The sequence below is a fragment of the Methanophagales archaeon genome, assembly GCA_021159465.1.
Classification (GTDB): Archaea; Halobacteriota; Syntropharchaeia; order Alkanophagales; family Methanospirareceae; genus G60ANME1.
Genome location: JAGGRR010000064.1, coordinates 1 through 13,375, shown reverse-complemented (window position 1 = coordinate 13,375; position 13,375 = coordinate 1). Strand labels below are relative to the sequence as shown.

Sequence of the window (13,375 nt, the reverse complement as noted above, 5' to 3'; positions counted from 1 at the left end):
ACGGATAGAGTTTCATAGTAACAAAGGCTCTGCAACCCTTACATCAATTCCAGCTTCGCTAAACTCCTTTATCTCCTTTAACGTGAGTTTCTTAGTTTTTAGAGTGCTCTTTTCCAACGAAGTAAGATAAATCGTCGTTTTTTCTTCGTTTATACCTGCTATTGTTCTCGCAGCCTCCAAACTATGCGTCGTAATTATGACTTGATTATCATCTTCAACTATATCAAAAAACCTTTCAGCAATATTCAGCAGCATTCTCGGATTGAGATGCGCCTCGATGTCATCCCAGAGTAAGACTTTCGGTTTCTCTAATTCGTAAAGAATCCGCGCAATTATGTAATTCTGGACACCTTCACCAAGGTCACCAAGTCGTATCCTCCGTCCATCTTCTAAGAATCCGTAAATTGCCAGCTTACTACCAAGGAAAGGTTCGATTGTTAGATCCCTATAATTGTCATAAACGAGCCCGGAAACGTCCTCTGCAACTTTTTTGCAGATTCCCAAATTTATAATAGAAGCCCAATTTCTCTCTAAGTATTGATAACCGCTCTTTACCAATTTCGAGCTTATTAAGAGCGTATTATCTATGAGTGTTTTTGGTTTGTTCCCCCTAATAGAAGACGTGGACATATCCATCCTGCCAATATAATCTTCTTCTCCCCGCTTTTTTGTGTACACAGAGATATCTGGGTCTTTTTTATTGAATAGAAGCACATAGTCCTCTCCATCTACCTTACATTCAATTTCAGCCTGATTTGCCGTATAATTATAGAGCAAGAATGCATAGCCCTGACTGTTGAGGGTTTCATGCATTGCGTGGATGACTTCTACTGCTGAGGCGACGCCAATCACATAAGGAACGCTACGAAAAGGATTTGGTGCCAGGAATAGAGCCTCAAGAATTGTTGACTTCCCGGAATTATTGCCTCCTAAGAGGATTGTCAGTGGAGCTAATTCCAGCTCCCCGTCCCTTATTCCCCGGAAATTCTTTATACTCAGTTTCGTTATCATTATTGTTGTTTGTATGTAGGGACATATAAAATTGTGGGAGTTTGGCAAAAATTGGATAACGATTTATTTCAACACTTCTTCTATCTCCTGCACTTCACTAAGAACTGTAATACCACGCATTCGCCGTAGCTTATCCACATTCGCTACATCTTCCTTCCGTATCCTTAACTTGAGGCTGCGTCCATCGGGTAATTTTGTTATTATCACCCCCTCCTTCTGGTCCACCGGGAAGATATAAACAGGCACATCCACCTTCATCGCCTGTGCTGCGGCATTGGTGACGAGCGTGTCTGCGATGCCATGAGCGATTTTTGCTACGGTATTCGCAGTAGCGGGTGCAATCAGTACGAAATCATACCTGCCAAGCTGTATTCGTCCTGCTAAGAAAGGTGCATTTGGTCCTTTTTCTACGCTCACCCGTGAGAACTCGTCTTTTACCGCTTTAAAGAGCTTGTAGAACTTCAATACCGTTGCACCCTCTCTGGAGATGTAAACATGAATATCTGGATTATATTTCCTCCTCAGTTCCTTCATGAAATCCACACATTCCTCTATACGGTCACCGGAACCTGTTATGCACCATGCAATCATGGTATTCGTATTCGTATCCTTCTCCATCGCTATTAATGCCTCTTTATCTTTATTAAAAGATAAACCTCTACGAGTCTATCAATAGTTCTGTAAAGGCTTTTCAAACCCTCTTCATCCGCTCTTACTCCATCTGCACCTTTATCTTTTGACCAGAAGGTTGCACCGAGGTTCGCACCAAAAGCTCCCCCTCCTACCGGTATCATCTCATTTATCAGATAGAAATCATGTATTGACCTGATAGCGAGCTCTTGACCTCCTATACGGTCACCGCCATCAGCAACTACCGCTCCCAACTTGCCACGCAGTGCATGTGGATCACTCGCTACAAACGCTCTCATGCGGTCCATAAGGACTTTTGCCTGTCCACTTAGTGTACCCTGATATACTGGTGTTCCAATCAGGATTGCATCTGCCCACTCAAATCCTGAATACACCTCGTTCATCGCATCGCTATGGATACACTCGCCTTCTTTTATACAGTGGTCGCAATGGATACAGAAATTGAGTTTCTTGCCATGAGCCGAGAAATATCGTGTCTCCGCACCCCAGTTATCCATAGCATATCCCAGACCTGTCCTGACTATCCAATCGGTTGCTGCTATACGGGGACTTGCGGAGATGCCAAAGAGTTTGAGTTTAGGTTTAGGCTTAGATTCAGGCTTTAGATTGAGTTTGGGCATGGCGTGCGAAGAACTGCTGCTGGATATCCTTACCCAGTCTGCCGATAGCATCTGCGCGGCACTGGCGACAGTGCGTCATCTGCTTCACATACGCACTGCATCGAGCCTGCATCTCCCTCTTCTCCTCTGGTGTTGGCGGTTTGATGTCTGCAAACTTATACTGAGGTATAAGCGGCATGATGTTCTGCATGTAGACACCCATCTTACCTATTTGCTTCGCTATATCCTCAATATGTTTATCGTTTATCGTGGGGATGTATACTGTATTCACCTTAACTATGATCTTCCGCTTTACCGCTTCTCGAATACCCTCTAACTGGTTCTTCAGCAGTATTTCCGCAGCTTCCTCGCCCCTGTATATCTTGCCATGATAGTTCACGAACGAATAGATGAGTTTGCCAATAGCGGGGTCAACTGCGTTCAGTGTCACAGTTAGAGTGCCGATGCCCAGCTCCTCTATATCGTCAATCCGGTCAGGTAACAGCAACCCATTGGTGCTCATGCATCGCATCAGATGCGGGAACTCAGCCTTCACCAGCCGAAAAGTCTCGAATGTTTCCTCATTGAAGAGCGGCTCACCTGGTCCCGCAACGGCAACGACCTTAATGTAATGTACCTTATTCAGTACTTCCCGCACCCTTTCCAGAGCTTCCTCCGGGCTCAATACCTTACTCGTCACACCGGGACGCGACTCGTTCACGCAATCGTATTTACGAATGCAGTAATTACACTGGATATTGCATTTCGGTGCCACGGGCAGATGCATCCTGCCGAAGAGATGACAGGCATTCTCACTGAAACAGGGATGTTCCTGTATCTTCCTCAGCTGTGACGCGTCCCATGGTACCCCTTTACCTTCTATCTCGGTTACAAAAGGTTTCATATCTCTCATCCGGATATTATGCGCCCACAAGAGGCGTTCCGCATTTGGGGCACTTCATAGAACGGCAGGGCACACCACGCTTCTTGGGGGCTTCATACCCGCATTGCGGGCAGGTACATTTCGAGGGAGCACCACCAGCACCAGTCTGAGACGGTCCACCCATGCCCCTTCCTTTGCCTCTTCCCATACCTTTTCCTTTTCCTCTTCCTCTTCCTGCTCCTGTTCCACTGCCTGCACCTGCACCTCTACCTGCCCTTCCAGCCATTGTCATTTTTTAATCCTCACACAAGCTCTATACAGTTCTGCCATAGACCATGGACATTGCAATAAGAGAGAGCACATAAAGCCTTGAACTCCTTAAGTGGCACTTTAAAGTAGACATCAGGGCTTGTATAAGTCGCTGCAAACGCACCTCTGCCAATACAGACTATCTGACCGTCATTCTTCACTCCAAACACTTCTATCCAGGATATACGGTGTTCCATAGTATTGGGATGCGGCTTTTCCTTCCCCACCACCACATGCACAATGCCCTGTTCCTTATTCACATCAATCACAGGGAGATGCTTATCCTTTCCTTCGGATTCCGCACCTTTCAATATCTCTGCGAATTCCATTTTATTTTCCCCTCGTCCTCCTACCTACTCCCCTTTTTCTATCTCCTCTACCTCCCTCCTGCCATGCTCCAGTTCCTGAACCTGCTCTTCGTCTTCTTTTAAGAGCAATGCCTGGAATTCACCCACATGCGTCTTCTCCTCTCTTGCTATATCAAGCAGAACACGTTTTATTTCCTCTCGCTCCGCCATCGCTGCAAGTTGTTCGTACAGATTCACCGCATCCAGTTCCGCTATCAGTCCTACACGCAATATCTCCTTATCTCTGTCAGCTTTACTCACTCTATCCAAATCCACCGGCATTTCACTCAACATATTTCAACACCTCACTTTACTAACTTTACTATAAACTATAAGGTTTAATTAAGTTACCTGATTAACTTAACGGTTAGCACCTAACACAGGCTCTTACAGGTACAATGTAAGGTCTGCCATCGTGGTTGCTCAGTTTCGCTTCCACGCCGTAGACATGTCTGATATTCTCTTCATTCAGTACCGAAGAAGGTTCCCCCTCTGCATATACCCTGCCTCCATTCATCATTATTATCCGGTCAGCATAGCGAGATGCGAGGTTGAGGTCATGAATCGCCATTATAGCTGAGATACCCCGCTCTCTTACCACACGTTTCACTATCTCCATCACCTCAAGTTGATGCCTGATGTCAAGATTGGAGGTGGGCTCATCGAGCAGAAGCAGTTCGGGTTCCTGTGTGAGCGCTCGTGCAATGAAGACTTTCTGTTGCTGACCGCCACTGAGTTCGTTTATATCGCGCATCGCCAGGTCCTCAATATTCAGTATTTTTAACGTCTCCAATACCTTCTCCGTGTCTCGCTCACTGCTTCGCCATCCGAGATGCGGACGCCTACCCATGAGCACAGTATCGAAGACCGTAGCAGGGAAGATTTGAGAACCATCCTGGGGTACGTATCCTATCTTTCTTGCAAGTTCCATTCTGCTTATTTCCCTTATATCACGTCCATCGAGCATGATACAACCCTTCTGTGGTATGAGAATCCGGTCAATACAGCGTAGCAGGGTTGATTTGCCCGCGCCATTCGGTCCCACCACACCCAGAATCTCTGATTCTGCAAGCTCTATATTCACATTCCGCAGCACAGGCATGTTTGAATAGCCAAACTCCACATCTTTTATTTTCAGCTTCATTTTACCAATATTCCCTCCTCCTTCTCATTATCAAGTAGAGGAACAGAGGACCCCCCATGAATGCTGTAATTACACCTACCGGTAGAATTACGGGTGCTATAATTCTTCTTGCAATGGTGTCGGCGGTAAGCAAAAGAGCAGCACCAAAAAGACCTGATGCAGGAATTAAAAACCTGTTATCACCACCGATAACCATGCGGCACATGTGCGGGGCAACCAATCCTATAAAACCTATGGTTCCCGTGAAGCAAACAATACCTGCGGTCATCAAAGAAGCAATTATCAGTATAAGGATTCTGGTTTGCTCGACATTAACGCCGAGGCTCTTTGCTGCTTCATCGCCCGCAGCCATCACATTCAGGTCCCATGACTTCCACATAAGCGGGATAATACAGCCTATAAGCACGATAGGCACTGGACCCGGTAGGGGTATAGAAAGTGAACCCAGATTTAAGCTGAAGATAAGTTCATCCCAGGTTGCTCTTCCAAGGCTGCCAACCATCCAGAAGTAAGCTTCTTTTACCGCTTCAGATTCGGAAAAGTACATTAATAACGTCGTCGCCGCACTGAAGATGTATAACATCGCAATACCAGCGAGAATCATTGTCTCAGGCGTAGCTCTTTTGTAGCGTGTGAAAAGTATGATAACAAAAGTAGGGATTAGAGAGAATAGGAATGCATTTCCTATTATGAGATACTCACCAGTCGCACCAGCGATAATACTTGCACCTGAAAGTATGGCAAGAGCCGCACCAAAGCCCGCACCTGATGCGATTCCCAGCGTGAAGGGGCTTGCAAGCGGATTTCTTAAAATCCCCTGCATCATCGTCCCAGCAATTGCGAGCCCCATGCCCGCAAGGATGCCCATTATGATACGCGGCAGTCGCAAGTTCCAGACAACAATCCCTTGTGTCGTTTCAACGTTTTGAAATATGCCATGCCATATTATCGAATATACCTCCGTGACTGATATAGGATAAGAGCCAAGTGCTGCGGATACTCCAGCGATAATAAATATCAGTGCGAGTGAAGAGAGGATAAAGAGGATTTTCCTTCCAACGAATTTCTTGTATTGCGTTTTTATTTCCGCTATTTTTTCCGTTCCTGTTCCCGTTCCTGATACAGTTTCAGTGCCTGATGTTGATGTCATTTTCACCTCAAATTAAAACACTATGCAAATCGTGCAATACGCTTCGCTCTCGCTCCTGAATAACGATATCATGCACCACCTGCGGTGTTAAATCAGCGATGGGATAATATCTCCCGCCTGAGTTAGCGGCTATATCTCTGCAATATCCAAGCTGCATTTTCACGAACGATTTGCTAACCTCCTCGGTATCTATCACAATCACCTGTACACCCTCAGTTCGTGCGTGCTCCGCGAGTGCTAACAAATCCATTTTGATGTCTTTATATGAAGAAGAAACATTTGCACGACCGTCAGATATTAACACCAGCACGGGTATCACACCCTCATCCTTACGCTTCTCAGCCGTCAGAAGATTCAATCCCTTCTCCAGACCCGCAGCTAACGGTGTTCGCCCACCAGTTGGTAGTTCCTTCAATCTCTTATAAGCCAAATCTACACTTGAGCATAGTGGAAGCAGGACATCTGCACGGTTACCTCTAAACGCAACCATTCCAACCCTGTCTCTATGCTGGTAGGAATCCAGTAATAATGAAAGAACAGCTCCTTTTGCACTCTCCATTCTCCGATTCGCACCCATTGACCCTGAGGCATCCACGACGAACATCGTTGCCGTTGATACTTTTCCTATGCGGATCTTCTCTCGGATATCCTGCGTTTTTATAACTATTGCTAAATCAGACTCATGTTCTCTTTCTCTCTCTTTCTGGTAAGGTGCCGCTGTACGTATAGTAGCATCAAGAGCGACGTCCTTTATTTCGCCGCTTGGGAACCCATACCGCACATATTTACCGTTATTGCGAAGTGAGAGTGTGGGTATTCTCCTTCCAGATATTTTCCTGCGATATATTCTATCTTTCCCACGTTTTTGTCTTACTGCGCTTGCATCAATCGGGTCGCCTATGCTAAAAACAGATTCTTTTTGCGGTTCTTCTGTATCACCATTCTCATCCTGACCTTCTGGATTCGCATCGAGGTGCTCATTCTTATGCGTGTGCTCATTCTCTTTATTTTCTCTTCTCTCGCCCCTTTGGTGTTGATGTTGACGCTGTTGTTGTTTATCCTCATGCTTCTCTTCTTGCTGCTTTTTTCTATCAGACATTATCTCATCGAGTTTTTCAGTATCCAAACTCGGTGGTTCAAAAGGCTTTCTGCGCATTCTGTGCGGGAGTGCCAATTCCATCGCCTCTTTTACGTCCTCAAGAGTTACTTTCTTCCTGCCATCAAAAGCCGCAATTGTCTTTGCCGTTCTATTAATAACAATTTCAGCACGATGTGTTTTGACACCGAGTTTGATGCACGTATCTGCTATCAGTCTCAACAAATCATCGCTGATCTCCACCTCATTAATTATCTGTTTCGCATGCACGATCTTCTCTCGCAGCTCTTTCTGTTTTCCCTCAAACCTCGTCCTGAACTCTTCCGCGTCCCTTTCAAAACTCTCCACCTGCTTCACTATTTCTACCCTTTTATCTGGATCGTCTATACTTTCTACACTTACTTGTAGACCGAATCTATCCAATAATTGAGGTCTGAGCTCACCCTCCTCCGGATTCATTGTTCCAACTAAGATGAATTTAGAAGGATGAGAAACCGAGACACCTTCTCGCTCAACCACGTTTATTGACATCGCAGCCGAGTCTAAAATGACATCCGCAACGTGGTCATCTAAAAGATTTACCTCATCAATATAGAGAATACCTCTATTTGCAGCTGCTAATATCCCGGGCTCCAGCGCCTTTATTCCTTCTTTTATCGCCCTCTCAACATCTATCGAGCCCACGACACGGTCTTCAGTTGCACCTAACGGTAGGTCCACGACCCACATTCTCCGTTTCGCCACTTCCAGTTCCTCACCGTTCGTTTTCTTAGCATAACACAGGTCGCACATCTCACCCTCGTCATAAGGGTTGCAATTGAACGGACAGCCGTTAACCACCTCTATCTCTGGCAGGAGTTCTGCAAGCGCACGAACGGCAGTGGACTTCGCAGTTCCTTTCTCACCCCGTATTAGCACTCCACCTATACGAGGATTAATGGCATTCAAAATAAGCGCCTTCTTCATCTTCTCCTGTCCCACGATCGCGGTGAATGGTAATATCTTCCTTCTAATATGGTGAGGCATCCTTTTTCTCCTCAGTCCCTTTATTTTTCGTCTTTGATTTATAACTATTTAAAATAATGTGATAATATTGATGTTAGATAAAGTTTTTGATATTTTGTCTGTATCTCCAAAAAGGCATAATTTAAGAAAAATACGGGGCTAAGAGCTTGAAACTAATATCCCCGTGATTACGCTAAATTATCAATAATACTACGATGAGCAGCACGTGTATGACAAGCGTTGTTCCTGCGTTTAGCACAACCGTCTTCCCCCCTAACTGGGGTCCAAAAAGCGATACGTGCAAGGGTAAAGAATGTTTCACAAATCTTGCCGAAAACGATACCACCGTGCCTAATAATAGGGCAATTAGCACACTTTTTGTCGCGATTAATCCTTCAGTGAGGAGGCTGCCCGCAAGGATTATCCCGGCATAGGTGTTTACAATCTCTGTTGCACTGATCAGTGCGACTCCGCTTTCCAACCCCAAAATGCCTGTAACCGGCTCCAAAAACGCAGAAAAAGAATTAAACAGGTTCAGTTCCATCGCCACGGATACCAGAATCAGGGTGACGAACATCGTGGGTACAATCCGTTTAAGCATTTTGTATGTGCTCTTAGCGCTTTTAGCCAATGCACTTCTCTTATCCCCTACATGGGCACGAGCCGGATCAGGATTGGTGGATGGCAGGGACAGGGGTTTGGATGAGTAGTTTTTGTCTTTCGTATCTTTTAGCCATAGTCTCGCAAGGAATATTCCAAAACAGGTCTTCAAGAATGCCGCGAACCCCACTATGCACACGTAGATAGCTCCAGTAGTCAACCCCAAAATAGGAATCACCACGGGTATGAAATACGTGAAGAGGTGAGAGAGGATACTTGGGAAAGAGCTGATTAGCGTGGTTGCAATGACCTCTCGCTCGGAGACTATTTTCTCGTTCAGTCCGTCAACAAGCATGGAGTATCCGGCAGTAGTGCTAAATGCGCAGGTCACCACCGATAGAGCAGATAGCGTGCTGATATTCGCTTTACTGGAAAGAGGCTTGGTCAACCTGTCAAATTTCCTCATCAGCCCGATGTTAACGGCAAAGCTCGTTGCAAATACTCCTATAGCTATGATAGGAACAGTTCTTGCTATCCAGTAAAGGGCGTATAGCAGAGAAGTGGGTAGAATATGACTGATCATTTGCAAACACTCCTAATACAAACACTCTATGCGTCTATATGCTTTTTTATTTTCACCAAATACGATATGTACTTGTTCAGTGGGTTCACTCGGTATCAATGCCCTCCCACAGTTCGGACACTGGCATGGTCTCACCTGCTAATGCCTCTCTCCAACCTTTGCGGAAGCTTGCTTCTGCGGGCTTTAATGCTACGCTCTCACGAAACAGGCGAATAATCTGAAGCAGATTGGGTAAGTATTCTTCAGGCATTTTTCACTCCTTCTGTATGTCTTTCACTTTAGCCGCCAATACCTCGACATCCTCCACTGTTATAACATCTATCGCACCTCCCTGAAAATCTCCTCGCACCTCGCCCATCTTATCCTCTATCCACCCTTCTATCTCAAGGTATGCACCCCTCAATCCATTTATCACTTCTTCGTCTGCGTTCCACAGCCCCCGTTCATAAGCCTCCACTAATCTTCTTCCTACCTCTTCCAGCGCCCATGGGTTGTTCTCCTCAAAGAACTTTCTCATATCCGCATCCAGAACAAAAGTCCTCGCTATATCATCGAATATCCAGTCATCTACTTCCTGTGTCGTCGCTTCCCAGCCGTAAACTCTTCCTATTCGTTTTGATATGTCGCCTGCTCCCTTGTATCCATGCCGTTTCATCCCCTCTATCCACTTCGGGTTCAGGAGCTTTGTTCTAACAACCCGCCGAATCTCATCTGCGAGCGTCCTCACCTCAATCCTGTCGCGGTCTCTCGTATCACCATAATATGCTGAGACCGCATGCCCGGAGAGCTCTCTTGCAGCAGTTGTGAGCCCGCCGTACGTTCCAAAATAGCAACAGCAGCCAAAGAGGTCGTATTCATCTGTAACGGTCTTATTAAATGTCAAATCAACGGTTTTAAGCTGCGATATCAATGCTTCCCGCGCTTCAATCCCAAAAACCTTCTTACCATAGGCATAGCTGTTCCATTGCACAAAAACATCTGCAAGGTCCTTATCCTTCTCCCAAGCCGATGCATATACCGCCAGATTCACACCATTACCGTAAGTTCCGGGCTTACTCGCGAATATCCGTGCAAATTCATTCCCATCTGCATCTTCATTTTCTTGCACATTCTCCAGTATATGCTTTCTCAAATAGTTCTTTTCTATGGGCTCATCAAGCATTGCGACCTCCCGTATCGCCTCGTCTAAGAGCTCGATGCAGTTATAAAAACAGTCTCTCGTAATCCCACTCACTCTGATAGTTACATCCATCCTTGGACGACCGAGTTCTTCTAAGGGAATTATCCTGTAGCCTTTTACCCTTCCATCTTCCCAGACAGGTTCCACACCGATTAAATGCATTATCTGTGCGAGCTGCTCGCCATCCGCCCACATGATGTCCGATGCCATCCAGTACATTGCTATGTTCTCCGGAAGTTTTCCATTTTCCTCCTCGTATTTCCTTATTACACCATCCGCAAGTCGCTTACCTATCTCCCACGCAGCCTTTGTTGGTATCTTGAAAGGGTCAAGCGAGTAAAAGTTCCTGCCAGTTGGGAGTATCTCTATGTTTCCTCTTGTTATAAGCCCTGAAGGTCCTGGCTCGATGTATCCGGCATCGAATCCATGGAGCAAACTCCCCAGCTCGTCTGATGCTTCTATCCTTGCAGAAATATCCATTACCTTTTGTCTCAGCAGAGAGAGCTTATTATCCGCATTTACATTTACATTTAGTCTATCGCCCAATATTCTCTTCGCAGCTTCCAGAGGTTCTTCTCCAGATAAGAAAGCAGAAATAAACTCCTTTGCAATACCATCCACCATGGCTAAAAGCTCGCTTCCCGCATCTGACGGCTCAATATCGAGTCCCATAAGTTTTATGATTATTTTCCTCAGCTCTGAGTCATGCTTCAGTATCGAATTGATGAACTCAACCTTTTTAGAGCCATGCGGTATCTCACCGAAGATATGCATGCCATCAGGAATCTGCGTGTTGTATATGCGTGTGATAGCGTTGTGTGCAAGTTCTATTATCTTCTCAAAGGAATATCCATTCTCTAACCTCTTATCAAGCTTTATCTCCTCTGACAGTTTCGTTTTTCTTATCAAATCAATAATAATGTGCTCTAAGGCATGTGCTCTTGCCCTGTCCGATGTTTTTGTCCTGTTATATTCTGCAATCTGGTCTTCAAGCTCTTTTAAATCGCCATACAAGCCACTTTCGGTCATTACGGTCTGCATGTGGTCTATAATCGTTGCATAGCTCCTCCGCTTTGCGATTGTCCCTTCTGGCGGGTTATCGGAATTGTAGATATACAGATGTGGGAGATTCCCGATAGCAACATCGGGATAACAGCTCTCGGAGAGCGCGACGGACTTGCCAGGCAAAAATTCCAGGTTGCCGTGCGTTCCTACATGGACGATGACATCAGCATGAAAACCAGCCTCTAAGTAGTGATAAGTGGCGAGGTATTGATGAGGCGGAGGAACTTCCGGGTCATGCAGTATTTTACATACCCTGCCATCGCAGCGCGAACCCGCACAGCCACGCTTCGGCTGCACGCATACCACTGCATTTCCGTATTTTACGCCTGTTACCACGATCTTATCATCATAGACCATTGCTGCGGGAACACCATTCATTGCCTCACCGGGCGGGTATCCCCATGCGGAGCATGTCTTCTCCCTGACAGCGGGCGATAGCTTTGCGAACCATTTCTCATACTCCTCCTTGGTGATCAGTGCAAGTGCACCACCCTTGCTTACGATCTCGTCCACCGTCGTCCATCGGAACTCTGAAATTGCCTTCCTGCTCATAATATCATCTATAAGCGCTTTACCATCTTCCGGTGGCTCGGTAGAATAGCCCTCCTCTTTCATCCTCCTCAATATCCTCGCTACACTCTCTAAAGTATCAAGATGTGCACCACTACCTACCGTTGCTTCAACGCCTGCACAGGGATTGTTATGGAGGATAAATGCAACTCTTCTCTCGGACTTTGGTTTATCTTTCAGTGCTATCCATTTTTTCACTCTATGCACGAGCTTTTTCACACGCTCTTCCATCTGCGTATGCCGCTCAAATTTGTCATCGCTATCTCTTCTTAGAGCTCCTATAATTATCGGTTCGATTACACCCTCCAATTCCGGCATCGCAACACTCCAGCCGACTTCAAGGCTGCTCAATCCCTGATTTCCCCTTCGCCATTCTTCTTCGGTCGTGTGGTACGGCATCAGAGGATGAAATACCGGGACATCAAGTTCTTTCAGTGCATTGACCGCGCTAGCCTCACCAGCGGCATTAAATACCGATTGAAGGTTTATTAGTGCATCAATCCTGTTCATAAAGAATGCATCAATGACTTCGCTGCTCGGTTTAGCACCCAGTTCTTTATCACCTGCACCGTAAGAGAAGGCGGGAATCACATCGAACTCTTTTTCGAGTTCGCGGATTAATGCATCCACGATCTCAAGGTCTCCATTTGCCCAGTAGGTTCTGAAGAATAGAATGCCGACTTTGTGTTTCCGTGAGGGTTTATACCACGCGAAATAATCTTCTATGCTCTCAAAAGCAGTTTTGGCATCTGGATGATATATCCCCTGCCACATCGTCTCCTTCGGGGCATCGTATTCATAATCCAGCTCTAAAACCTCTTTCCCGATATAGTGAAGCATGTTCTTCGTGTTTTCCAACCCTCCATACACATGATAGGCATTGACCGTTGCAACAACCTCCAGAGGAACGTTTGAAAGCTGCCAGAAGGATGAATCATGTCCGAAAGAGATTGTTGGCACATCTTTATTCAACCTTTCGATTAGCTCATCCCAAAATTCTTCATTTGATGGGTGTAAGAGGATGACGTCCGCGTGCTCAAAGGATTTTATACAGTCCTCTCGCTTTGCATCATCTTCCACATCGTGCGTGGACCACGCGCTTAGCTCTATTCCGAGCTCCTTACTTGCCTCTATTAAAAGGGGCATATCACTGCCCCACATTACTGCTGTTATCTTCATCTT

At 45.9% G+C, this 13,375-nt stretch carries 13 protein-coding genes; all 13 read right to left on the bottom strand.

Annotation, left to right across the window (positions count from 1 at the left end; genetic code table 11):
* Nucleotides 1-12: 12 nt before the first annotated feature.
* Entirely contained in the window at nt 13-1,011 is a 999-nt protein-coding gene (locus J7J01_03515) for an AAA family ATPase (GenBank protein ID MCD6209957.1), read from the bottom strand.
* Between the two features lie 63 nt (nt 1,012-1,074).
* Complete coding sequence (gene afpA, locus J7J01_03510) at nt 1,075-1,629, bottom strand: archaeoflavoprotein AfpA (protein MCD6209956.1); 555 nt, start codon at nt 1,627-1,629, stop codon at nt 1,075-1,077.
* A gap of 5 nt (nt 1,630-1,634) precedes the next feature.
* Nucleotides 1,635-2,282, bottom strand: a complete 648-nt coding sequence (locus J7J01_03505) for a flavodoxin family protein (protein MCD6209955.1) — start codon at nt 2,280-2,282, stop codon at nt 1,635-1,637.
* Entirely contained in the window at nt 2,257-3,165 is a 909-nt protein-coding gene (gene nifB, locus J7J01_03500; GenBank protein ID MCD6209954.1) for a nitrogenase cofactor biosynthesis protein NifB, read from the bottom strand. Before nifB ends, J7J01_03505 begins: the two co-directional genes overlap by 26 nt.
* A gap of 16 nt (nt 3,166-3,181) precedes the next feature.
* Nucleotides 3,182-3,436: a hypothetical protein gene (locus J7J01_03495; protein ID MCD6209953.1), complete on the bottom strand. Its 255-nt coding sequence runs from the start codon at nt 3,434-3,436 to the stop codon at nt 3,182-3,184.
* Nucleotides 3,437-3,446: 10 nt separating this feature from the next.
* A complete protein-coding gene (locus J7J01_03490) occupies nt 3,447-3,782 on the bottom strand; it encodes a hypothetical protein (GenBank protein MCD6209952.1) in 336 nt (111 codons plus the stop codon).
* A gap of 24 nt (nt 3,783-3,806) precedes the next feature.
* On the bottom strand, nt 3,807-4,094 hold the full coding sequence (locus J7J01_03485; GenBank protein MCD6209951.1) for a hypothetical protein: 288 nt from the start codon (nt 4,092-4,094) through the stop codon (nt 3,807-3,809).
* 73 nt (nt 4,095-4,167) lie between these two features.
* Entirely contained in the window at nt 4,168-4,944 is a 777-nt protein-coding gene (locus J7J01_03480; protein MCD6209950.1) for an ABC transporter ATP-binding protein, read from the bottom strand.
* A gap of 1 nt (nt 4,945) precedes the next feature.
* On the bottom strand, nt 4,946-6,094 hold the full coding sequence (locus tag J7J01_03475; protein MCD6209949.1) for an iron ABC transporter permease: 1,149 nt from the start codon (nt 6,092-6,094) through the stop codon (nt 4,946-4,948).
* Between the two features lie 7 nt (nt 6,095-6,101).
* Nucleotides 6,102-8,216: a putative cobaltochelatase gene (locus J7J01_03470; GenBank protein ID MCD6209948.1), complete on the bottom strand. Its 2,115-nt coding sequence runs from the start codon at nt 8,214-8,216 to the stop codon at nt 6,102-6,104.
* A 172-nt stretch (nt 8,217-8,388) separates the two neighbouring features.
* A complete protein-coding gene (locus tag J7J01_03465; GenBank protein MCD6209947.1) occupies nt 8,389-9,378 on the bottom strand; it encodes a hypothetical protein in 990 nt (329 codons plus the stop codon).
* An 85-nt stretch (nt 9,379-9,463) separates the two neighbouring features.
* A complete protein-coding gene (locus J7J01_03460; GenBank protein MCD6209946.1) occupies nt 9,464-9,628 on the bottom strand; it encodes a hypothetical protein in 165 nt (54 codons plus the stop codon).
* Between the two features lie 3 nt (nt 9,629-9,631).
* The coding region (gene cobN / locus J7J01_03455) for a cobaltochelatase subunit CobN (protein ID MCD6209945.1) at nt 9,632-13,375 on the bottom strand (3,744 nt) is incomplete at its 5' end.

What these genes read in the sequence shown, in the direction of transcription:
- J7J01_03480 (MCD6209950.1), bottom strand. Translation starts at nt 4,944, where the DNA reads ATGAAGCTGAAAATAAAAGATGTGGAGTTTGGCTATTCAAACATGCCT.
- J7J01_03515 (MCD6209957.1), bottom strand. Translation starts at nt 1,011, where the DNA reads ATGATAACGAAACTGAGTATAAAGAATTTCCGGGGAATAAGGGACGGG.
- J7J01_03495 (MCD6209953.1), bottom strand. Translation starts at nt 3,436, where the DNA reads ATGACAATGGCTGGAAGGGCAGGTAGAGGTGCAGGTGCAGGCAGTGGA.
- J7J01_03475 (MCD6209949.1), bottom strand. Translation starts at nt 6,094, where the DNA reads ATGACATCAACATCAGGCACTGAAACTGTATCAGGAACGGGAACAGGA.
- J7J01_03465 (MCD6209947.1), bottom strand. Translation starts at nt 9,378, where the DNA reads ATGATCAGTCATATTCTACCCACTTCTCTGCTATACGCCCTTTACTGG.
- nifB (MCD6209954.1), bottom strand. Translation starts at nt 3,165, where the DNA reads ATGAAACCTTTTGTAACCGAGATAGAAGGTAAAGGGGTACCATGGGAC.
- J7J01_03470 (MCD6209948.1), bottom strand. Translation starts at nt 8,216, where the DNA reads ATGCCTCACCATATTAGAAGGAAGATATTACCATTCACCGCGATCGTG.
- afpA (MCD6209956.1), bottom strand. Translation starts at nt 1,629, where the DNA reads ATGGAGAAGGATACGAATACGAATACCATGATTGCATGGTGCATAACA.
- J7J01_03505 (MCD6209955.1), bottom strand. Translation starts at nt 2,282, where the DNA reads ATGCCCAAACTCAATCTAAAGCCTGAATCTAAGCCTAAACCTAAACTC.
- J7J01_03460 (MCD6209946.1), bottom strand. Translation starts at nt 9,628, where the DNA reads ATGCCTGAAGAATACTTACCCAATCTGCTTCAGATTATTCGCCTGTTT.
- J7J01_03485 (MCD6209951.1), bottom strand. Translation starts at nt 4,094, where the DNA reads ATGTTGAGTGAAATGCCGGTGGATTTGGATAGAGTGAGTAAAGCTGAC.
- J7J01_03490 (MCD6209952.1), bottom strand. Translation starts at nt 3,782, where the DNA reads ATGGAATTCGCAGAGATATTGAAAGGTGCGGAATCCGAAGGAAAGGAT.